Source organism: Mesorhizobium sp. M0189 (genome assembly GCF_040322135.1).
GTDB lineage: Bacteria > Pseudomonadota > Alphaproteobacteria > Rhizobiales > Rhizobiaceae > Mesorhizobium.
In genome coordinates, this window is sequence record NZ_JAMYSW010000003.1 from 339,383 (window position 1) to 359,724 (window position 20,342).

Here is a 20,342-nt window from a genome sequence, read left to right on the forward strand (position 1 = left end):
TCCGGGCATTGCGGCTGATTTGCGGGGGCCGGCCCAGAAACAAAATGCAGGTCGACTGAAGCATGGTAGATTTTGTTTCTGTTCTGAAAAAGACGCTCGACAATCTCGGCGAGCCGTCGGCGGAGGTGCGCGCCAGGGTCTACGACAAGGCCCGTTCGACGATTGCAAAGAAGATTGCCGAACGCGATCCACCGCTTGCGCCGTCGGACGTCGCCAGGCAGAAGCGTGCACTCGAAGATGCCATCGCAAGCATTGAGCGAGAGTATGGCAAACCGGCGCCGGCATCCGATCCGCTGGCGGAGCTGGAGGACATCTTCTCCTCCATCGACCGCAACAAGAACCAGCCCAGCCATGTCCGCCAGCCGGCCAAAACCGAGCCGGCCAAGACCGAGCCGGCAAAGACCGGGCCGGCACAGACTGGGCCGGCATGGCAGCCCACGCCCGCCAAGCCGGCGTCGAACTGGCAAAAGCCGCAGCCCGTCGCTCTTTCTCAGGAGCGCGCTGGTCCGCCGCCGTCCGACATGGATCTTCCGACAGCCGATGACCAAGACGGGGTTTTTCGGGGCGATGACTTTTCCAACGACGGCGACCCCGCGGAGGACAGGTTCCAGCGGCTCCATCCTGCCGAGCGCAGGCGCAGCTATGGCGGTGTGATTGCCGCTGCCGTCGCCTTGCTGGTCATTGCCGGTGGCGGTTACGGCATGTGGCTGAACAAGGATGCGTTCGGCAGCATGCTCGGCCTCGACGGGACCAAAACCGTCGCCACCGAACCGCTGGTAAAGCCAGCCCCGGCCAAGCCGGTGGCCGATGCGGCCGTCCCGGCCGCCGCGCCTCCGACGGAGGCCGGCGAAGGCGCGAAGTTCACGCAGCGCCTGACGCCCGAAGGCCACGAGGTCGATCCCGGCCCCGCGGCCGGGCAGGCGGGCATCGGCGAAGGCGAATCCGTCGCCGCGCTGACCACGCCGCCGTCGGCCGCACAAACGCCGACCAGCCCGGTACCCGCCGCGCCGGCACCGGCCGCGCCCGCAGACGCGCAAGCCACGGCCAATGCTCCAGCAGTCGACGGGTCCGCTGCACCAACTCCCGCAACGCCGCCCGCCAACGGGGCGGCAGCGCCGGCCGATGCTGCAGCTGTCCCGCCAGCGCCTGCAGCGGCCGCCACACCGCCCGTGGCGGCAGCGGCACCGACGGTAGTTCCGCCGGAAGCCGCGCTGGCCGTCGGCCAGAAAGCGATCTTCTACGAGGAGCGCACCAGCACCGCTCAAGGCTCGGCCGAGCCCGGCAATATCGTCTGGTCACTGGTGCAGGAATCGCCCGGCGGCGACCTGCCGCCCGAGCCGGCGATCCGCGCCGAGGCGACCATTCCAGGCAAGGATATCCAGTTGCGCATGACGATCCGTCGCAACACCGACCAGACACTGCCGGCCAGCCATATCATCGAGATGATCTTCCTGACGCCTGACGGCTTCGAGGGCGGCGGCGTCGACAACATCCTGCGTGTCGCCATGAAGGGCTCCGAGCAGGATGCCGGCAGCCCGCTGATCGGCATCCCGGCCAAGATCGCCGACGGTTTCTTCCTGGTTGCGCTCAACGATACCAAGGCAGATGAAGACGCCAATCTGACCTTGCTCAGGGGCCAGGACTGGATCGACGTGCCGGTCGTCTACAAGACCGGGCGGCGGGCGCTGCTCACGATGGAAAAGGGCATTCCGGGCGAGAAGGTGTTCGACGAGGCGCTGAAGGCCTGGCAAACCAAGACGGCGGGTTGAGGCCGGCTCACCAGCCCAACCCCTCTTTGGCTCAGAAGCCTTGGAACAACATGTCGATTGCGCTCACGATGTCGTCGTGATGGCGAGAAAGATTTCCTTCGGCAATGGGCAATTCAGATGTCATCAAGGCTGACATGAATTGAGTGACCATGACATGGTCCTTACCGTTGATGGTGAAGATAGGATTTAGCCGGCGGCCCGGCACTGGAGCCTTATTGGCTGGCATCAGCGGGACGACTACCTTGGTGTCGAGCCGTCCCAGAAGGTCGGACTGGAGATCGAGAAGATAACCGTCGCCTTCGGCAGTCTGGTAGAAATCATAACGCGCCATCAAAACAGCCGGTGCTTGGCCAGAGGCAAGCCGTTGCGCCTGACATAGTCATTGGAACTCTCGATCGCTTCCTTGTTTTCCTCCTGCCATCGCCGGGTTTTTTCGGCCGAAATCGCCTTGGCGATACCCTCTTCTGCAGCGCGGGATATATTGATGCCCAACGCCTTGGCGTCCTCGATCAATCCGGAGTCGATCGATGTATTAACCGACTTTCTTTGGGTTTTTGGATTCGATCGAGGCATGGAGCCGCTCCCATTTATGCGCATAATGTAGGCGCATATGAGCGTGCATTCAACCTCTCACCCCTCCATCTCTTCGCGCAGCATCTCGAGTTCCAGCCATTCCTCTTCGAGCGCTTCCAGCGTGGCGCGCTCCTTGTCGAGCGCGGCAATCGTCTTCTGGAACGACGCCGGGTCGCGCTCATAATAGGCCGGATCGGCGATGTTGTTCTCCAGCCGCGAGATCGAGGCCGACACCGCCTCGATCTTCTTGGGTAAGGTTTCCAGCGCGAATTTCTGCTTGAACGACAGTTTCTTGGCCAGGCCCCTGCTAGCGGCCGCTTCGCTCCTGCTTGCCGCCGTCGCCTCGCCGGTCTCTGCCTTCGGCCGCGCCTTGCGGTCGTCCAGCCTGGTGCCGCCGCGCTGCGCCAGCATATCGGAATAGCCGCCGGCATATTCGATCCAGCGGCCGTCGCCATCCGGCGCGATGATGCTGGTCACCGTGCGGTCGAGGAAATCGCGATCGTGGCTGACCAGGATCACCGTGCCGGCAAAGCCGGCGACCAGTTCCTGCAGCAGCTCCAGCGTCTCCATGTCGAGATCGTTGGTCGGCTCGTCGAGCACAAGCAGGTTTGCCGGCCGCGCCAAAACGCGGGCGAGGATCAGCCGTGCCCGCTCGCCGCCCGAAAGCTCGCGCACCGGCGTGCGCGCCTGTTCCGGCTTGAACAGGAAGTCCTTCATGTAGGACACGACGTGGCGCTGCTCGCCATTGATGACAAGGTTCTCGCCGCGTCCGTCGGTGAGATACTGCGCCAGTGTCTCCTGCGGATCGACGGCCTCGCGCTTCTGGTCGAGCGTGGCGATCTCCAGGTTGGTGCCGAGCCGCACCGTGCCTGCGTCCGGCTTCAATTCGCCGGTCAGCATCTTCAATAGCGTCGTCTTGCCGGCGCCGTTCGGCCCGACCAGACCGACGCGATCGCCGCGCTGGATGCGTGTCGAGAATCCCTTGACCAGGGTCAGATCGCCAAAGCTCTTCTCGATGTTCTTGGCCTCAATCACCAGCTTGCCGGATTCGGCGGCGTCGCTGGCTGTCATCGTCGCCGCACCCTCGGCGCCACGATGACCGCGAAAGCGCTGGCGCATGGTCTGCAACTCACCGAGCCGGCGCATGTTGCGCTTGCGCCTTGCCGTCACGCCATAGCGCAGCCAGTGCTCCTCGCGCACGATCTGGCGGCCGAGCTTGTGCTGCTCGCGCTCTTCCTCCTCCAACACCGTGTCGCGCCATTCCTCGAAATAGGCAAAGCCCTTATCGAGACGGCGGGTCTGGCCGCGGTCGAGCCAAATTGTGGCGCGTGACACGCGTTCGAGAAAACGGCGGTCATGCGAGATGACGACCAGGGCCGAGGAGGTGCGGGCAAGCTCCTCCTCCAGCCATTCGATAACCGAAAGGTCAAGATGATTGGTCGGTTCATCGAGGAGAAGAATGTCGGGCTCGGGCGCCATGACGCGGGCGAGTGCCGCGCGCCGCGTCTCGCCCCCGGAGAGGTCGTTCGGCCGTTCCTCGCCGGTCAGGCCGAGATGCTCTATCAGATAGGTGGCGCGGTAGGGATCATCGGCGGGCCCGAGCCCCGCCTCGACATAGGCGCGAACGGTCGCAAAACCGTCCATGTCGGGCATTTGCGGCAAATAGCGCACCGTCGCCGAAGGCTGGCGGAAGACTTCGCCGTCCTGCGGTTCGATCAGCCCGGCAGCGATCTTGAGGAGCGTCGACTTGCCAGAGCCGTTGCGCCCGACCAGGGCGATCTTGTCGCCAGCTGACGCCGTCAGGGCGGCACCGTCGAGCAGCGGCGCGCCGCCAAAGGTCAGCTTTATCCCGTCGAGATTGAGAAGCGGCGGCGCCATGTCAGCTTTCAGGTAGGGAAAAAGGATGCGCGAGCAGCAGCGCGCGGCCGCTGGCCAGCGCGATTTCCAGCCGGCCCTTGACCTCGTTGGAAATGGTCAGCGACGAGCCGAAGGCAACCTCGACATGGGCGAGCGGCCATTTGGCGCCGGTGACTGTCAGGCCGGCGAGATCCGAAAAGCCGAGCACCGAAAACAGCGTACCGTCGACATAATCGAAGCCAGTCTTTCCAGGCAGCAAAGGAATGCCTTCCTGTGCGCCGCTGGTCAAAAGCACTTCCGTTCCGCCTTCCGCCAGCCGGACGCTGAGCGCCAAATGCAGGAAGATGTGGTCGGTGCGTTTGCCGCCGAAGGCGCCTGCGAGCACAAGGCTGGTCGCACCGCGTTCGAGCGCGGCGGCGATAGCGAGTTCACCGTCGGTCTTGTCCTTTTCGGCGGGAAACACCTGCCGTGGCACGGCGGCCAGATCCTCCGGCAAATCGGCAGGCACGGAATCGAAATCGCCGACCCAGAGTTCCGGCATCAGGCCCAGCATAAGGGCATGGCCGATACCGGCATCGGCAGCGATGACGCGGGAGCCTTCGACCTGGCGGTCGAGCAGCGGCGTGCGGATGAGATCGCCGCCAAGCAGGATGGTGAATGTGCTCATATCTCGTGGCCCTTACCAGCCCTGCCCCGGAAACGGAAGATGAAACGGCAGATGAAACAGGACGCCGCGCTTTGGATGCCCGGCAAACTTCCGCTTGCGCAGCACTTCGGCCGGGCCTATGTGTCGAAACGCTCTAACGGGGTGCCGGACGCGATCTTCGCGGACCGGCTGAGAGGCAAGACTGCCAACCCGCTGAACCTGATCCGGTTTGTACCGGCGGAGGGATTAGACGTTTCGGACAGCCCGACGCCTCAATTCCTTTCAACGCGAACGAAGGAGGCGCCGATGCGCAGTTTTTTCCACTCTCTTGCCTCGATTATCCTGCTTGCGGCATCCGCGCTTGCCCTACCGGGGCAGGCATCGGCACAGGATAAGCTGACCGTCTATACCTATGAAAGCTTCACCGCCGATTGGGGTCCGGGACCGGCGGTGAAGAAGGCCTTCGAGGCCGAGTGCACCTGCGTCGTCGAATTCGTCTCGGTCGCCGACGGCGTGGCACTGCTCAACCGTGTGAAGCTGGAAGGGGCCGCGACCAAGGCCGATATCGTGCTTGGCCTCGATACCAATTTGACGGCGGACGCCAAGGCAACCGGCCTGTTTTCGCCGCATGGCGCCGTGACGGACGTCAGTGTGCCGGGTGGCTGGAGCGACGATATCTTCGTGCCGTTCGACTATGGCTATTTCGCTATCGTCTACGATAGCGAAAAACTGAAGAGCCCGCCGAAGAGCCTCAGGGAATTGGTCGAGGGCGATGCCGGCGACAAGATCGTCACCCAGGATCCGCGCACCTCGACGCCGGGCCTTGGCCTGCTGTTGTGGGTCAAGTCGGTCTATGGCGACAAGGCTCCGGAAGCCTGGGCCAAACTCAAGGCAAAGGTGCTGACGGTGACGCCGGGCTGGAGCGAGGCCTACGGCCTGTTCACCAAGGGTGAGGCGCCGATGGTGCTGTCCTATACCACTTCGCCAGCCTACCACATGGTTGCCGAAAACACCTCGCGCTACCAGGCGGCGTCCTTCGAGGAAGGCGAATATCTGCAGATCGAGGTCGCTGGGATCACCACCAAGGGCGCGAAGAACCCGCTGGCGGAAAAGTTCATCGCCTTCATGACCGGGCCGAAATTCCAGGATCTCATTCCCGAAACCAACTGGATGTTCCCGGCCGGCAAGACCGACAAGCCGCTCAATCCGGCGTTCGACAAGCTCGTCAAACCGACCAAAACCTTGCTGTTCAGCTCGGAAGAGGTCGCCGCAAATCGCAAGGCCTGGGTCGACGAGTGGCTGGCGGTGATGAGCAAGTAGCTCGGATTGAAAGATGATCGCCCTACGGCGCCCCCCTCTGTCCTGCCGGACATCTCCCCTACAAGGAGGGAGATTGGCCGTCATGCCGGCTTTCGCCAATCTCCGACATTGCCGGAATGAGCGGAGCGCTGAACCTGCCAATCTCTCCCCATGTGGGGGAGATGTCCGGCAGGACAGAGGGGCGCGCGAAGGAACGCAATCCTCGCTAAGAATCTCGAATCTGGTGGTCTAGCGTGCAACGCGCGCCATCATCGGATACCCGCGTCGCTGCCGGTATCGTCGCGCTCGCCGCCATCGCGCTGCTGATCGGCGGGGCATTCGCCGGGCTCGTCGTCGAAGCCATGCGCGACCTGTCGGGCGCCGCCTCCGCCTTTGATTCCTATCTCCTCCGTGTTGCGCGCTTCACGCTCTGGCAGGCTCTGTTGTCGACCCTGCTCTCCGTCGCACCGGCGCTGTTCGTCGCGCGCGCGCTGTCGCGGCATCCACAGTTTTTCGGGCGAGGCTTTGTCCTGCAGCTTTTCGCCGTGCCGCTGGCGCTGCCGGCCATTGTTGCCGCACTCGGTGTCTTGGCACTCTATGGCCGCGCCGGGTATTTCGCCGGCTTGCTCGGTGCGATTGGCGGCCAGAACTGGCCCGGCATCTATGGCCTATCGGGTATTCTCGTCGCCCACGTCTTTTTCAACCTGCCGCTGGCAACGCGACTGTTCCTGGAAGCGTTGCAGACGGTGCCGGCTAACCAATGGCGGCTGGCGAGCCAGCTTGGCATGGGTGCTGCGCCGGCCTTCCGGCTGATCGAATGGCCGGCGTTGCGTGCGGCCCTGCCGGGCGTTGCCGGGCTCGTTTTCATGCTGTGCATCACCTCCTTCACCATCGTGCTTACGCTCGGCGGCGGGCCGCGCGCGACGACGCTGGAGGTTGCCATATACCAGGCGCTGCGTTTCGACTTCGACCCGGCGCGGGCGGTGACGCTGACCTTGTTGCAGATTGCCCTGACCTTCGTCGTCGTGCTGGCACTAACGCGGCTTGGCGCCAATATGACCGGCGACGCCAATCTGCCGGTAGCCCCGCGCCGGTATTTTTCAGCCGGTGCGGCCGAGACCGTGCTGAACGCACTGGTGATCGGGCTGGCACTGCTGTTTGTCGCCGGACCGATGGCGGCTACGCTGTCGGCCGGGCTTGGCGCCGATCTCGGCCGCCTGGCCGGCGAGAGCGCGGTGCGGCAAGCGACGGCGACCAGTGCCGTGCTCTCCCTCCTATCGGCGCTGCTCTCCTTGGCGTTGTCGCTGTCGCTGGTTATGGCGCGCCGGGCGCTGGCGCTCACCCGGCGGACCGGCAGGCGGACGCTGCTCGAACACCTGGCCGACACCGGTGCGGGGTTCGTCCTGGTGGTGCCGCCCATCGTCATCGGTGCCGGCTGGTTCCTGCTCCTGCGCAGCGTCAGCGATGTCTTTGCGATCGCCCCTGTCATGGTGGTTGTGGTCAATGCGGTGATGGCGATGCCGTTCGCCATCCGCGCCATCCGCCCCGCCTATGACGCGGCGAGCGAACGCCACGAACGGCTCTGTGCACAGCTTGGCATCTCGGGCTGGAACCGGTTGCGTCTGGTCGACTGGCCGTCGCTGCGGCGGCCGCTCGCCACCGGCTTCGCCTTCGCCATGGCGCTGTCGCTCGGTGATCTCGGCGTCATTGCGCTGTTCGGCAGCGATTCCGTGCAGACATTGCCCTATCTGTTGCTGGCGCGCATGGGCAGCTACCGCACCGAGGATGCGGCCGGCCTGGCGCTGCTGCTCGGCCTTGTCTGCCTGGCGCTTGTGCTGACCGCGGACTGGCTGGGAAGGAGGGAGAAATCATGATGCCGATCAGCCCGGAACGGTCGATTTCGGTCGAAAAAGGCGCGGCCGTGCGGCTCGATAATGTCTCGTTCAGCTATGGTGAAACGCCGCTTATATTCGATGTCGATTTCCCGGCGTCGGAAATCACCGCCATCATGGGGCCGAGCGGTTCGGGAAAGTCGACGCTGCTCAATCTGGTGGCCGGTTTCGAGGCGCCGCGGTCAGGCCGCGTGCTCATCGGCGGCGCCGACGTCAGCACTGCGCCGCCATCAGCGCGGCCGGTGTCGATGGTGTTCCAGGAAAACAACCTGTTTGCCCATCTGTCCCTCGAGCAGAATGTCGGGCTCGGCCGCTCGCCTTCGCTCATGCTGAGCGAGGCTGACCGCGCCGCAATCGCCGCAGCGCTGAAGCGCGTCGGCCTTACCGGCAAGGAAAGCCGGCTGCCGCGCGAACTCTCCGGCGGTGAGCGGCAGCGCGTCGCGCTCGCTCGGGTCCTGGTGCGCGACCGGCCGGTGTTGTTGCTCGACGAGCCGTTCGCTTCGCTCGGACCGGCACTGCGCGACGACATGCTCGACCTGGTCGCCGACGTCCATTCGGAGCAGCGCATGACGGTGCTATTCGTCACGCACCAGCCGGACGATGCGCGCCGTATCGGGCAAAACATGGTTTTCCTGGATGGTGGCACGGTTGCCGCGACGGGCACTGCGGCCGATTTTTTCGTCGGGGCTGGACCGGAGGCATTCCGACGCTATATCGGCTCGGGTCCGTTTGCGGCTGGATCACGAGATGTTGCCCGGAAGCGGACATAATTTATGGTCAAACCGGCGGAAGGCGAAGCGGCGCTTGCTTGCCATGGTCGAGGTAGTGTGGCTAGGTCCGCCAGGAGCTGGTCCGGCTTAGACCGTGATTTGCCCTTGCTGCCTCGTATCTGTCGGACGCCGTAGCACTTGATTTTGCGCGTGATGCTTTCCGGAAATCGCGCCCGATTTTCGCGGTCACGTGCCAGGACTTGAAAGGAAGCCGATCTGCCGACCGGCATCGACAATCGGAGGGTGAAACCGCTGGCGCGCTTTCTGGCGCTGGCCGGTCTTGCCGTGGCGCTGGCAAGCTGCCAGATGTTCACGCCTCCCGACGTGCAGGAATCAGGCTTTCAGCCCTCAGACAAGCCGATCACGGTCGACAACGTCGCCGCCAACGGCAAGCTCGCCCAACTGGCGAAGGCGCAGCACCCGCGCATCCTCGCCACCTATGGCGGAGAATATTCCGACCCCAAGCTCGAGCGCATGGTGGCCAAGATCGTCGGCAGACTGACCGTAGTGTCGGCCAACCCGACCCAGACCTACCGCATCACCATCCTCAACTCGCCCAACGTCAATGCCTTCGCGCTGCCGGGCGGCTATCTCTACATCACCCGGGGCCTGCTTGCCTTGGCCAACGATTCAGCCGAGCTTGCCGCCGTCATTGCGCATGAAATGGGCCATGTTACGGCCAATCACGGCCTGCAGCGCCAGCAGCTGGAAGCCGAAGAGGGGTTGGCGACCAAGGTCGTTTCGGATGTGCTCGGCGACAACCCGACGGCCAAGGCGGCGCTGATCCGCGGCAAGCTGAGGCTGGCCCAGTTCTCGCGCAATCAGGAGCTGGAGGCCGACGCCATCGGCATCAAATCGATCGGCGAAGCCGGTTTCGATCCCTACGCTGCCGGCCGCTTCTTGCAGTCGATGTCGGCCTATACCGATTTCCGCTCGATCAGCGGCGCCACCGACGCCAGCCTCGACTTCCTGGCGACGCACCCCAACACGCCGCAGCGTATCGACCTCGCGCAGCGCCACGCCCGCCAGTTCGGCGCGCCCGGTGTCGGGTCGCGCGATCGCGATTCATTCCTTTCCGGCGTAGACGGGCTGCTTTACGGCGACACACCGGAGGAAGGCTATGTGCGCGGCGAAACTTTCCTGCATCCTGGCCTCGGCGTGTCGTTCTCGGTGCCCAACGGCTTCATCATCGACAATTCGGCAGCGGCGGTGACGGCGACAGGCCCGGGCGACATCGCGATCCGCTTCGACGGCGTTTCGATCGACAAGGGCCGCTCGCTGACCGACTACATCCGCAGCGGCTGGGTTGCCGGCCTCGACGACAGCAGCGTGCGCCAGGAAACGATCAACGGCAACGAAGCGGCAACCGCGCATGCCGGCGCCGATGGCTGGCAATTCGATATTGCGGTGATCCGCGCCGGCGGCCAGGTCTACCGCTTGCTGACCGCGGCGCCTTCGGCCAGCACCTCGCTGAGCACGGTGGCGCGCTCGGTCAGCGGCTCGTTCCGCATCCTGAGTGCTGCCGAGAAGGCGGCGTTGAAGCCGCTGCGTATCCGCATCGTCACGGTGCAGCCCGGCCAGACAATGGGCTCCCTGGCCGCACAGATGGTCGGCGTCGACCGCAAGCTGGATTTGTTCAGGGTGCTCAACGCGCTGTCGCCGGGCGCCGCCGTTTCGGCCGGCGACAAGGTCAAGATCGTCACCGACAAGTAATCGCGACGCTGCTTGTGTAAGGGCCAGAGCCTGAATACCGTGGCAAGCTGCGCGCCATGCAACGAGGCGGTTTTGTACACTTTCTTCAATTTCATGATGAAAACGCTGGTCGCTAAAGCGGAGCGCAGCAGGTTTCCAAGGTTCTTTGTGGTGGTCTGCTACCTGCTTTCGATTTCACTGGCGGTAGGCCTGACATATGTCAAACAGCATCAACCGGGCAGCGGGCAAGAAATAATCAGCCAGGACGTGGCACGTTAGGCTGCGAGAAATTCCGGGTTCTGCTTCACCAAAGCTGCCTTGAGCTTTTCCATGGCGCGCGCCTCGATCTGCCGGACACGTTCCTTGGAGATGCCGAGCGTCTCGCCGAGCGCTTCGAGCGTCGCGCCCTCGTCGCTCAGCCGGCGCTCCTCGATAATCCTGAGTTCTCGCGCATTGAGCGCGCCGAGCGCCGTCTTCAGCCAGACAGAGCGGCGTTCGACATCGATCGTGTCGCCGACGACCTCGTCGGGCAGCGGGTCATCCGAAACCAGGAACTCCATCCGCTCGGTTGCGCCCGCATCGTCGGCAAGCGGCGTGTTGAGCGAGCTGTCGGGTGCCGAAAGGCGGGAATCCATCATCGCCACATCGGCCTCGGAAACGCCGAGAGCCGCCGACACTTCGCGGTAAAGCGTGGCATTCGACGTCTGCTCGGCGCCGTTTGCCAGGCGGGCGCGTAGGCGCCGCAGGTTGAAGAACAGCGCCTTTTGCGCCGAGCTGGTGCCGCCGCGCACGATCGACCAGTTGCGCAGGATATAATCCTGCATCGAGGCGCGGATCCACCATGTCGCATAGGTCGAGAACCGCACCTCGCGCTCGGGCTCGAAACGGGCCGCGGCCTCCAGCAGCCCGACATGGCCTTCCTGGATCAGATCGCCCAGGGGAAGGCCGTAGTGGCGGAACCGCGACGCCATAGAAATGACCAGCCGCATATGGGCGACGGTGATGCGGTGCAGCGCGTGCTGGTCATTGTTCTCCTTCCAGCGCAGCGCCAGGAGATGCTCTTCGTCGCGCTCCAGGTAAGGGGCTTTCATCGCCGCGCGAACCATGGTCCGTCCTGCACTGTCTTGCATCATGCCGCGCTCCTGCTTCAGGCGTTGCGGTGCGATCGCTGAATCGTGAGTTGGCGCCGATGGTTGAAATGGCGGCGCCGCGCCCTACAACAGCCAAGAACGTGCGATGCGGGGGAATGTTCCCCCGGACTGTCATGCCGATTGCGCTGTTCCAGGCGATTCGCCATCGGCCTTGACTCAGCCGGGTGGCGCCGGGAGGTGTTGGTTGAGAATGGGATTTCAAGGGCGCGAGATTTTTGAAATTTAGTTTCTTATTTTGGCATCGCGCATCTGTCATTTTCCGGCACTCGCAACGACGCCGGACATCGGCCAAGGACGGGATCACAGAAAAATGAAATGGCTCAAATCGCTCATTATCGCCGGAACGCTGCAGGTTCTGGCAATCGCCGCCGGTCATGCCGGCGCCAATCTCGACCAGATCAAGCAGTCCGGCGTCTTCAAGGTCGGCACGGAAGGAACCTATGCGCCCTTCACCTATCATGATGCTTCCGGCGCGCTGGTCGGCTTCGACGTCGAGATCGCCCGGGCCATCGCCGAGCGCCTCGGCGTCAAAGCCCAGTTCCTCGAAGGCAAATGGGACGGGCTGATCGCCGGTCTCGACGCCAACCGCTACGATGCCGTCATCAACGAGGTCGGCATCACCGAGGCGCGCAAGGCCAAATATGATTTCTCCGATCCTTACATCGCCTCCAAGGCGGTGCTGATCGTGCGCGGCGACAACACCGACATCAAGGGTTTCGCCGATCTCAAGGGCAAGAAGGCGGCGCAGTCGCTGACCTCGAATTTCGGCAAGCTGGCTGAAACCAATGGCGCCGAGCTCGTCGGCACCGACGGCTTCGACCAGTCGATCCAGCTTCTTCTCACCGGCCGCGCCGACGCCACCATCAACGACAGCCTGTCCTTCCTCGACTTCAAGAAGCACAAGCCCGACGCCAATGTGAAGATTGCCGCGCAGGAAGAAAACGCCGACTATTCCGGCGTCATCGTGCGCAAGGGCGATCCGGAACTGGTGGCCGCCATCAATAAGGCGCTGGCCGACATCAAGGCCGACGGTACCTACCAGAAAATCGCCAATACCTATTTCGGCCAGGACGTTTCGAAGTAAACGGCTTTTCTCGCGTGGGCCGAATGCCGGCCCGCGTCGTTCATGTCGCGGCGAGCTGTCTTTGACGGCCCGCCGCTTTCGCGTGATATGAGCGACGGCAATCTGGCAAGGAGGAGGCTTCGTGCCGCACTGGCTGCAATTGATGCTGGAATCCCTGCCTACGCTGCTGTGGGCTGCACTGATCTTCACCGTGCCGTTGACGCTGCTGTCGTTTGCATTCGGTCTTGTCCTCGGCCTGGTCGTGGCGCTTGTCCGGCTGTTCGGTCCCAAACCGCTGGTCGCCGTGGTCCGCTTCTATGTCTGGATCTTCCGCGGCACGCCGCTTCTCGTGCAACTGTTCCTTATCTTCTACGGCCTGCCATCGGTCGGCATCCTGCTCGACGCTTTTCCGGCAGCACTGATCGGCTTTACCTTGAACATCGGCGCATATTCGTCGGAAATCATCCGCGCCGTCATTGGTTCGGTGCCGAAGGGCCAGTGGGAAGCGGCCTATTCGATCGGCATGACCTGGGCCCAGGCAATGCGGCGCACCATTCTTCCACAGGCGGGGCGCGTCGCCGTGCCGCCGCTGTCCAACACCTTCATCTCACTGGTCAAGGATACATCGCTCGCCGCCGCCATTACCGTGCCCGAGATGTTCCAGGCGGCGCAGCGCATTGTCGCCACCACCTATGAGCCGCTGATCCTCTATGTCGAGGCAGCGGCTCTCTACCTGGTCATGAGCTCCGTGCTGTCGGCCTTGCAGGCCCGATTGGAAACGCGGCTTAACCGCTATGGTGGCTTCCTGGAGGCGCGCGCATGATCGGCCTCACCAACATCGAAAAGCGTTTCGGCGACAATTTGGTGCTGAAGGGTGTGACCGTCACCATCGAGGAAGGTAGCGTCACCGCGCTTGTCGGGCCATCGGGCGGCGGGAAAAGTACGCTTTTGCGCTGCATCAACCTGCTCGAGCTGCCGACTTCAGGCACGGTGCGAATCGGCGACGATGCACTCGAATTCCACCCCGGCGGCAGGGTCTCGACCAGGGATATCCAGCGGCTGCGGCTGCAGACCGGCATGGTGTTCCAGAATTTCCAGCTGTTTCCGCATCGCACCGCGATCGAGAACATCATGGAGGGGCTGGTGACGGTGCTGAAATGGCCCAAGGAAAGGGCGCGCAAACGGGCGCTCGCCCTGCTCGAAAAGGTCGGCATGGCGCACAAGGCCGACGCCTGGCCGGCGACGCTGTCAGGCGGCCAGCAGCAGCGCGTGGCGATTGCCCGGGCGCTGGCGCCGTCGCCGAAAGTGCTGCTCTGCGACGAGCCGACCTCTGCACTCGATCCGGAACTGGCGCAAGAGGTGGTCGACGTGCTCGGCAAGCTCGCCAGCGAGGGCACGACCATGGTGATGGCGACGCATGATCTGCGGCTCGCCTCCAAGATCGCGCGGGAAGTGGTGTTCCTCGATGCCGGCAACATCGTCGAACAAGGGCCGGCTGCGGTGCTGTTCAGCAACCCGGAGCGCCAGCGGACCAAGCGGTTCATCGCGACGCTGAAGCAGGAGGCGGAAAGGGAGGGCGGTGGCGAAGGTTAGATATGCATTCGCCGATCCCAAAAATAAAAAACCCGGCGTGAGGCCGGGTTTTCTGAATTCGAAAGCGAAAAGGCTCAGGCGGCTTCTTCCTGCTCGGCTTCCTCGTTGTCGGCCTTGGCCCCGCGCTTGGGGCCCTTGTTGAGGTTCACCTCGATGAGGCGCACCGCTTCGGTCTCCGACATGCGGTTGACGGCCGCGATCTCGCGGGCCATGCGGTCGAGGGCCGCCTCGTAGAGCTGGCGCTCGGAATAGGACTGCTCCGGCTGGTTGTCGGCGCGATAGAGGTCGCGCACCACTTCCGAGATCGAGATCAGATCGCCGGAGTTGATCTTGGCATCATATTCCTGGGCGCGGCGCGACCACATGGTGCGCTTGACGCGGGCGCGGCCCTGCACGACCTTCAGCGCGCGCTCGACATAATCCTCTTCCGACAGCTTGCGCATGCCGATCGAAGTCGCCTTGGCGACTGGCACCTTGAGGCGCATCTTGTCCTTCTGGAAGTCGATGACGAACAGTTCCAGCTTGTGGCCCGCGACTTCCTGCTCATCGATCGAGACGATCTGGCCGACACCATGTGCCGGATAGACGATGTACTCGCCGGTCTTGAAACCGTGGCGCGCTGCGGTGGACTTCTTCTGCGGGGTGATCGTTGCCATTACGCCCTGAACTCCTTGTTGTGGTACCGGCATCGTGCCGGCCCGAACTCGTGCGACCGGGGTGACCGGTCCTTAGCCACACAACGATGAACTCACCGGAAGACCAGGACCGGCAAATCGCAACATTGCGACCGCCTGCCCCAGATCGCTCTGGTCCGGATTGAGAAATTCACCTTTCAGTGATTTGGGGCGTTTGCGCCATAAATCGACGTTGTGTCACCGGCATGTTGGGCTGATATAACACAAAAAGTCGGAAGAATCAAGGTTTTGCTGCACGCGCGAAGGCCATGCGCCATCGCCGCCTGTCAAGGCAGTTAATGTATCACGGCTGTTACGCCGCGTCAGGCTGCCGCAATCAGCGCTCTCGTCAATCGCCTTCGCCGGGCTCCGGGGAGAAATATTTCTCGAATTTGCCAGCTTCCCCGTCGAAGGATTTGGCGTCGGCCGGGGGCTCCTTCTTGGCGGTGATGTTGGGCCATTTATCGGCATATTCGGTGTTGATCTGCAGCCATTTGTCGAGGCCCGACTCGGTGTCGGGCTTGATCGCGTCGGCCGGGCATTCCGGTTCGCAGACGCCGCAGTCGATGCACTCGTCCGGGTGGATGACGAGCATGTTCTCACCTTCGTAGAAACAGTCGACCGGACAGACCTCGATGCAGTCCATGTATTTGCATTTTATGCAATTGTCGGTCACGACATAGGTCATTGGTCGGCTCCGGGACGTCCCATTTTGTTGGGCTTTTTTGGTGAGGTAACGCCTTTGTCCGCCGCTGGCAAGGGCAGCCCTTGCCAGCGGTGCCGGGGTTTCCGGAATGGAATTCCAGAGGCCCGGCAAAGCGGAAGTTCGACCTTGCTCAATCGTCGCCGAGCAGGTGGTCGGTCTGGCGGCGTTCCTTCTTCGTCGGGCGACCGCTGCCGGCTTCGCGCAACGGCGGCACCGCATCCGGAAGCGCCTCGCCCTTGGGCGCGGGGGGCGGCGACATGTCCTCGTAAAGCAGGCGGGCTTCTTCGGCCGGGCCGCGCCGTGCGCCGGTGCCAAGGACTTTCCAGACGAAGATCCGCCGCTCGAGCGTGATGGTCAAAACGTCACCCGGCCGGACCGTATCGGATGCCTGCGCTGCTTTGTCGCGATTGATGCGGACGCGTCCGGTGACGACCAGCTTGGCTGCCAGCGTGCGTGATTTTACCGCGCGCGAGAAGAACAGCCACTTGTCGATGCGCTGGCGGGCATCAGTGACCATCGGACGAACAGCTTACTTCTTCAGCTGGTCGCGCAACGCGGCGAGCTTGGCGAAGGGCGAGTCCGGATCGAAGCGGACCGGGCGTTCCTCACGCGGCTTTGGCTGGAAGGCGGGCTTTGCGCCTTGGGCGCCGCCTTTGCCGTCCTGCCGTCCAGCCTTCCAGTCGGGCCGGTTTTCGCGCCGGTCGAGGCGTTCGCCTTGCGGCTTGCCGGCGCGCTGCTCTGCCGCCTCGCCTTGCGGCTTGGGCTTGAACTTGCTGCGGTCGAAGCGTGGCTTGCCGGCGCCGTCGCGCTGATCGTGGCGCCCTTGACGGGCGGGCCGGTCGCCCGGCGTCGGTTGCCCGCCGGCATCTACCGGCGCATCGCTGCGGCCGTCCGGCGCAGCTTGACCATTGCGCGGGCGACTGTCCCGATGATTGTCCCGGGGGCGGTTGTCATGCTGGCGATGACGCGGGCGCTGGTCGAAACGACCCTGCCGCCACAACAGCACAGGTTTTGGCTCCTCGGCTTCTGGGGCAGCTTCGCCGGCGACGGCTTCCGCCGTTGCTGCAGGTTCGGCCGGCGATGCTTCCATAGTGTCGGAAACCGGCGGCTCTGCCGGTGCCGTAGCCTCAGTTTCCGCCCCAAGTTCCGTCCTTGGCTCAGCCGCTGGTTCTGCAGCCGCTTCGGCGGCGGGCTGGGTCTCTTGCGTGACTTCTGCCGCAGCTTCAGGGGCTGGAGCTTCCGGCTGGTCTTCCGCGACAGGCTCTGCCGCCGCTTCGGTCACGGCTTCGGCCGCCTCCGCAACAGGAGCCGCATCCGACACAGGCTCCGAAGCCTCCGCCGAAACCTCCGCCGGCGGCTCTGCCGCGGCAGCTGCTTCCGCCATCCTCGCCTGCTCGGCTCGCGTTGCCTCTTCCGCCGCCTGCTTTGCAGCGGCCGCTTCACGCGCGGCATTGTCCTGTGCTTCGAGCCGCGCCTTGACCTCGGCCGCCGGCTTGGCATCGGCGCGATAGCCGAGCCCCTTCAGGATTTCTTCCATGTCGTCGGCGGTGGCGCCGAGGATCGACATCATCGGCGGCGTCACCATGAAGGACTGACCGTCATAGGCGCCGTCGGGGCGAGGTCCGAGGCCCGGCTTCCAGTTGGTCGCCGGCCGGATCAGGTCGGCCAGCCGTTCGAGAATATCGACGCGTACAGCACGCCGGCCAAGATTGCGGTAGCCCGCCAGCTTGTAGAAGGTCTTGTCGAAGGTTGGATCGATGACCACCGAGGTGCGGCCGGAGGCCAGTGCGTGAACGACATCGCCGAAGCCGGGCTTGTCCTTGCCGTCGTTTCTCAGCGCCCACAGCATCGTTATCAACCCGGCCGGCGCCGGCTTGATCAGCGCCGGCACGAAGACATGGTAGGCGCCGAAGCGCACGCCGAGACGGCGAAGCGCCGCGCGGCCCTCCTGGTCGAGCGACTTCATCTCGTCGGCGATGTCGCGACGGTTGATGAGGCCGAAATGCTCGACGAGCTGGAAAGCGATGCCGCGGCCGATGCCGGTGATCTGCTCGGCATTCTTGAGATCGACCAGCGGCTTCAGCAGGGATTCGATCTGGAAATTGACGAAGCGCTCGGCGCGCGCCGCAACCTTGTCGCGGGCCGGGCCGGTGAGTTGCTCGTCGGCGAGCAGAACGAGACGCGGCTTCAAAGCGTCTTCGCCAGCGACCAGCGTGCCGATCGGCGCGCCGATCCAGCGCAGCGTGCCATCCGAACCCAGCGCGATGTCGCCATTGGCCGAGGCGCCGAAGCGTTCGGCCCGCGCCTCGAACTCGGCGGCAAGCGCCTTCTGCGCCGCCGCCCGCACCGCCTTGGCGTCCTCGCCGCCGGCGCTCTGGTCGGCGGTGAAGCGGAAACCCTGCAACTCGCCGACGTGATGGCCTTCGACGAGGACGGTTCCGGTTGGGCTGATTTCGGCTTCAGGCATCGTGTTTTCTCTAAGGCGCCGCATGAGGACGGAAGTCCTGCGGTCTACAAAACGTTTCGTCAACCGCTCATGCAGCGCATCCGACAATCTGTCTTCGATTTCGCGCGTCTTTTCCTGCCAGTGTGCCCGATCGGCCAGCCAGCCGGGCCGGTTGGAAACGAAGGTCCATGTGCGGATCTGGGCAATCCTGTGCGATAGCGTGTCGATATCGCCTTCAGTGGTGTCGGCGCGGCGCACCTGCTCGGCCATGTAGTTCTCGTCGACATGGCCGTGCCTGGCAAGGTCCATGTAGATGGAGGCGATCAAGTCGGCGTGCTGGGCCGGCGCGATCTTCCTGTAGTCGGGCAGCGCGCAGGCTTCCCACAGCAGCGCCACCCGCCTGGCGTCGGTGGTGAGTGCCCGGATGTCCTCGTCGCGCGACAGATGCTCGAGCGCCTGCGCGTCCACGGCCGGCAGTGCGCGCGTCAGGCCTTCGACCGGGGCGTTGGTCTCGATCGAGCGCTTCAGCGCATCGAGGTTGGCGAAATCGAAATGCGCGGTACGCCACTGCAGCACTTTCACCGGATCGAAATCATGCGCCTCGATCTTCTTGACCAATTCCTCATCCAGCGGATCGACCTGGCCGGTGACGCCGAAGGTGCCGTCGCGCAGATGCCGGCCGGCACGGCCGGCAATCTGGCCGAGCTCGGCCGCGGTCAGGTTGCGGTACTGGTAGCCGTCGAATTTTCGATTCTGGGCGAAAGCGACGTGGTCGAGGTCGAGGTTGAGGCCCATGCCGATGGCGTCGGTGGCGACGAGGTAGTCGACATCGCCCGACTGGAACAGCGCCACCTGGGCGTTGCGGGTGCGCGGGCTGAGCGCGCCGAGCACGACGGCGGCACCGCCCTGCTGGCGGCGGATCAGCTCGGCGATGGCATAGACCTCGTCGGCCGAGAAGGCGACGATCGCGGTGCGCCGCGGCAGGCGGGTCAGCTTCTTCGAGCCGGCATAGGCAAGATGCGACAGCCGTGGCCGGGTCACCACCGACACGCCCCGCAGCAGGCGCTGCAGAATGCCGTGCATGGTGGCCGCACCCAGCAGCAGCGTCTCCTGGCGGCCGCGCAGATGCAGGATGCGATCGGTGAAGATGTGGCCGCGTTCGAGATCGCCAGCGAGCTGGACCTCGTCGATGGCAACGAAGGCGGCGTCGGTCTCGCGCGGCATCGCTTCCACCGTGCAGACCGAGTATTTCGCGCCCGCCGGCTGGATCTTTTCCTCGCCGGTGATGAGCGCAACCTTATGGGCGCCGACCTTCTCGCAGACGCGCGTATAGACCTCGCGGGCAAGCAGCCTGAGCGGTAGGCCGATGACGCCGCTCTCATGCGCCACCATGCGTTCGATGGCGAGATGGGTCTTGCCGGTATTGGTCGGGCCGAGCACGGCCGTCACGTCTCGACCCGACAGGATCAGCGGTTCAGTGTGTTTCGGATGGATGTTCATCGGCCTGGAAATAAGGCTCTCTGCCTCGCATTGTCGGGAGCGCGCCCATATTGGCCGCGTATGACAGGCGACACATAGGGATTTCGGGCGCGAAGCGAAAGCGGAATGTGCCGAGGGCAGGCTGATTGGTCGGTTCGAAGCCAGAAATCTGTTCCCGATTAACAGTTGGAACGAGTCTGGAACGAATCAGCGACGAATCACTGACTCGCGCTGATTCAGGTTTTGTTCACGGCTACATCTGGGATTTCTGCCGGCGAGTCTCACCACATGCTGAATCACAGAAACTGGCCCGATTCATGCAGGCGGCATTCAAACGAGCACCACCGTTAACCTTTGCCGGTGAATGATCGTGGCCGGCCAATCTGCTTCGCCCAACATTATGAAATTATTGATGTTTCCTAATGCGCTTTAATCATTTCGAGGGTGTTTTCGGCTCTCGCCGTTAACGTTCCGCTCAAAGCCGGAACGAATCGGCGACGAATCAGCGATAGGCAAAGTTTCTTGGTTTGTTCACCGCAACATGTTGTGTTGTGAACAGCTTTTCCACCGAGAATCCACAGGCTGCCGGGCAGTTTTTGCACAGGCTGCGCAGCGGCCGTTAACCTTTGCGTGCCGGATTGGGGCAGCGTGCTGAATCGAGATCTTGCAACGGGAAGACCGCTATAGAAACGGGCCGTTTTGCAGGCCCGTTCGTCCAAGCGCGTATCTATC

The 20,342-nt window shown here is 63.8% G+C and carries 19 protein-coding genes and 1 riboswitch; of the genes, 9 read left to right on the top strand and 10 right to left on the bottom strand.

Annotation, left to right across the window (positions count from 1 at the left end):
- Nucleotides 1-62: 62 nt before the first annotated feature.
- Entirely contained in the window at nucleotides 63-1,769 is a 1,707-nt protein-coding gene (locus NKJ09_RS07395; protein WP_352494167.1) for a hypothetical protein, read from the top strand.
- 31 nt (nucleotides 1,770-1,800) lie between these two features.
- Here NKJ09_RS07395 and NKJ09_RS07400 read toward each other — a convergent pair whose 3' ends face one another.
- The 4 genes from NKJ09_RS07400 to NKJ09_RS07415 are packed head-to-tail and all read right to left on the bottom strand — an operon-like array spanning nucleotide 1,801 to nucleotide 4,866.
- Nucleotides 1,801-2,100 carry a CcdB family protein gene (locus tag NKJ09_RS07400; protein ID WP_352480906.1) on the bottom strand — a complete coding sequence of 100 codons (300 nt, stop codon included), beginning with the start codon at nucleotides 2,098-2,100 and terminating at the stop codon, nucleotides 1,801-1,803.
- Nucleotides 2,100-2,342, bottom strand: coding sequence for a type II toxin-antitoxin system CcdA family antitoxin (locus NKJ09_RS07405; RefSeq protein ID WP_352480905.1), 243 nt, complete (start codon nucleotides 2,340-2,342; stop codon nucleotides 2,100-2,102). Before NKJ09_RS07405 ends, NKJ09_RS07400 begins: the two co-directional genes overlap by 1 nt.
- A 57-nt stretch (nucleotides 2,343-2,399) precedes the next feature.
- Nucleotides 2,400-4,220, bottom strand: coding sequence for an ABC-F family ATP-binding cassette domain-containing protein (locus NKJ09_RS07410; RefSeq protein ID WP_352494168.1), 1,821 nt, complete (start codon nucleotides 4,218-4,220; stop codon nucleotides 2,400-2,402).
- Between the two features lies 1 nt (nucleotide 4,221).
- Nucleotides 4,222-4,866, bottom strand: coding sequence for a thiamine diphosphokinase (locus NKJ09_RS07415; protein WP_352494169.1), 645 nt, complete (start codon nucleotides 4,864-4,866; stop codon nucleotides 4,222-4,224).
- Nucleotides 4,867-4,993: 127 nt separating this feature from the next.
- Nucleotides 4,994-5,108, top strand: a riboswitch (TPP riboswitch).
- A gap of 43 nt (nucleotides 5,109-5,151) precedes the next feature.
- Between NKJ09_RS07415 and thiB the strand changes: the two genes are divergently transcribed.
- From thiB to NKJ09_RS07440, 5 genes are all read left to right on the top strand, one after another.
- The gene (thiB, locus tag NKJ09_RS07420) at nucleotides 5,152-6,165 is read left to right on the top strand and encodes a thiamine ABC transporter substrate binding subunit (RefSeq protein WP_352762546.1); all 1,014 of its coding nucleotides are present in this window, start codon (nucleotides 5,152-5,154) and stop codon (nucleotides 6,163-6,165) included.
- A 233-nt stretch (nucleotides 6,166-6,398) separates the two neighbouring features.
- Nucleotides 6,399-8,018, top strand: coding sequence for a thiamine/thiamine pyrophosphate ABC transporter permease (gene thiP, locus NKJ09_RS07425; protein WP_352480902.1), 1,620 nt, complete (start codon nucleotides 6,399-6,401; stop codon nucleotides 8,016-8,018).
- Complete coding sequence (thiQ, locus tag NKJ09_RS07430) at nucleotides 8,015-8,806, top strand: thiamine ABC transporter ATP-binding protein (protein WP_352494170.1); 792 nt, start codon at nucleotides 8,015-8,017, stop codon at nucleotides 8,804-8,806. Before thiP ends, thiQ begins: the two co-directional genes overlap by 4 nt.
- Before the next feature lie 243 nt (nucleotides 8,807-9,049).
- Nucleotides 9,050-10,519 carry a M48 family metalloprotease gene (locus tag NKJ09_RS07435; protein ID WP_023721023.1) on the top strand — a complete coding sequence of 490 codons (1,470 nt, stop codon included), beginning with the start codon at nucleotides 9,050-9,052 and terminating at the stop codon, nucleotides 10,517-10,519.
- Nucleotides 10,520-10,591: 72 nt separating this feature from the next.
- Complete coding sequence (locus NKJ09_RS07440; protein ID WP_352480900.1) at nucleotides 10,592-10,777, top strand: hypothetical protein; 186 nt, start codon at nucleotides 10,592-10,594, stop codon at nucleotides 10,775-10,777.
- On the opposite strand, the gene NKJ09_RS07445 is transcribed toward NKJ09_RS07440, so the two are convergent.
- Entirely contained in the window at nucleotides 10,774-11,631 is an 858-nt protein-coding gene (locus NKJ09_RS07445; RefSeq protein ID WP_031194549.1) for an RNA polymerase factor sigma-32, read from the bottom strand. The two genes, NKJ09_RS07440 and NKJ09_RS07445, sit on opposite strands and share 4 nt — an antisense overlap.
- Nucleotides 11,632-11,959: 328 nt before the next feature.
- On the opposite strand from NKJ09_RS07445, the gene NKJ09_RS07450 reads away from it, so the two are divergent.
- From NKJ09_RS07450 to NKJ09_RS07460, 3 genes are all read left to right on the top strand, one after another.
- Nucleotides 11,960-12,733: an amino acid ABC transporter substrate-binding protein gene (locus NKJ09_RS07450; RefSeq protein ID WP_352762550.1), complete on the top strand. Its 774-nt coding sequence runs from the start codon at nucleotides 11,960-11,962 to the stop codon at nucleotides 12,731-12,733.
- A gap of 121 nt (nucleotides 12,734-12,854) precedes the next feature.
- Entirely contained in the window at nucleotides 12,855-13,535 is a 681-nt protein-coding gene (locus NKJ09_RS07455) for an ABC transporter permease subunit (protein ID WP_023721020.1), read from the top strand.
- Nucleotides 13,532-14,305 (top strand): amino acid ABC transporter ATP-binding protein, encoded by a 774-nt coding sequence (locus NKJ09_RS07460; protein WP_352494171.1) that lies wholly within the window; start codon nucleotides 13,532-13,534, stop codon nucleotides 14,303-14,305. The genes NKJ09_RS07455 and NKJ09_RS07460 overlap by 4 nt, the downstream gene beginning before the upstream one ends.
- 74 nt (nucleotides 14,306-14,379) lie before the next feature.
- Here NKJ09_RS07460 and NKJ09_RS07465 read toward each other — a convergent pair whose 3' ends face one another.
- The 5 genes from NKJ09_RS07465 to NKJ09_RS07485 all read right to left on the bottom strand — a co-directional run bounded on the left by NKJ09_RS07465 (nucleotide 14,380) and on the right by NKJ09_RS07485 (nucleotide 20,329).
- Nucleotides 14,380-14,961: a CarD family transcriptional regulator gene (locus NKJ09_RS07465; RefSeq protein ID WP_006327799.1), complete on the bottom strand. Its 582-nt coding sequence runs from the start codon at nucleotides 14,959-14,961 to the stop codon at nucleotides 14,380-14,382.
- Between the two features lie 367 nt (nucleotides 14,962-15,328).
- Nucleotides 15,329-15,667: a ferredoxin FdxA gene (fdxA, locus tag NKJ09_RS07470; RefSeq protein WP_023721018.1), complete on the bottom strand. Its 339-nt coding sequence runs from the start codon at nucleotides 15,665-15,667 to the stop codon at nucleotides 15,329-15,331.
- 148 nt (nucleotides 15,668-15,815) lie between these two features.
- Nucleotides 15,816-16,202: an RNA-binding S4 domain-containing protein gene (locus NKJ09_RS07475; protein ID WP_023721017.1), complete on the bottom strand. Its 387-nt coding sequence runs from the start codon at nucleotides 16,200-16,202 to the stop codon at nucleotides 15,816-15,818.
- A 12-nt stretch (nucleotides 16,203-16,214) separates the two neighbouring features.
- A complete protein-coding gene (locus NKJ09_RS07480) occupies nucleotides 16,215-19,631 on the bottom strand; it encodes a helicase-related protein (RefSeq protein WP_352494172.1) in 3,417 nt (1,138 codons plus the stop codon).
- A 398-nt stretch (nucleotides 19,632-20,029) separates the two neighbouring features.
- Nucleotides 20,030-20,329, bottom strand: a complete 300-nt coding sequence (locus NKJ09_RS07485) for a hypothetical protein (RefSeq protein ID WP_352480898.1) — start codon at nucleotides 20,327-20,329, stop codon at nucleotides 20,030-20,032.
- Between the last annotated feature and the right edge of the window lie 13 nt (nucleotides 20,330-20,342).

Excerpts from the sequence above, each read along its gene's own strand:
- thiB (WP_352762546.1), top strand. The coding sequence starts at position 5,152 with ATGCGCAGTTTTTTCCACTCTCTTGCCTCGATTATCCTGCTTGCGGCA.
- NKJ09_RS07410 (WP_352494168.1), bottom strand. The coding sequence starts at position 4,220 with ATGGCGCCGCCGCTTCTCAATCTCGACGGGATAAAGCTGACCTTTGGC.
- NKJ09_RS07400 (WP_352480906.1), bottom strand. The coding sequence starts at position 2,100 with ATGGCGCGTTATGATTTCTACCAGACTGCCGAAGGCGACGGTTATCTT.
- NKJ09_RS07465 (WP_006327799.1), bottom strand. The coding sequence starts at position 14,961 with ATGGCAACGATCACCCCGCAGAAGAAGTCCACCGCAGCGCGCCACGGT.
- NKJ09_RS07460 (WP_352494171.1), top strand. The coding sequence starts at position 13,532 with ATGATCGGCCTCACCAACATCGAAAAGCGTTTCGGCGACAATTTGGTG.
- NKJ09_RS07475 (WP_023721017.1), bottom strand. The coding sequence starts at position 16,202 with ATGGTCACTGATGCCCGCCAGCGCATCGACAAGTGGCTGTTCTTCTCG.
- NKJ09_RS07450 (WP_352762550.1), top strand. The coding sequence starts at position 11,960 with ATGAAATGGCTCAAATCGCTCATTATCGCCGGAACGCTGCAGGTTCTG.
- NKJ09_RS07445 (WP_031194549.1), bottom strand. The coding sequence starts at position 11,631 with ATGATGCAAGACAGTGCAGGACGGACCATGGTTCGCGCGGCGATGAAA.
- NKJ09_RS07405 (WP_352480905.1), bottom strand. The coding sequence starts at position 2,342 with ATGCCTCGATCGAATCCAAAAACCCAAAGAAAGTCGGTTAATACATCG.
- NKJ09_RS07395 (WP_352494167.1), top strand. The coding sequence starts at position 63 with ATGGTAGATTTTGTTTCTGTTCTGAAAAAGACGCTCGACAATCTCGGC.
- thiQ (WP_352494170.1), top strand. The coding sequence starts at position 8,015 with ATGATGCCGATCAGCCCGGAACGGTCGATTTCGGTCGAAAAAGGCGCG.
- NKJ09_RS07415 (WP_352494169.1), bottom strand. The coding sequence starts at position 4,866 with ATGAGCACATTCACCATCCTGCTTGGCGGCGATCTCATCCGCACGCCG.
- NKJ09_RS07480 (WP_352494172.1), bottom strand. The coding sequence starts at position 19,631 with ATGAACATCCATCCGAAACACACTGAACCGCTGATCCTGTCGGGTCGA.
- fdxA (WP_023721018.1), bottom strand. The coding sequence starts at position 15,667 with ATGACCTATGTCGTGACCGACAATTGCATAAAATGCAAATACATGGAC.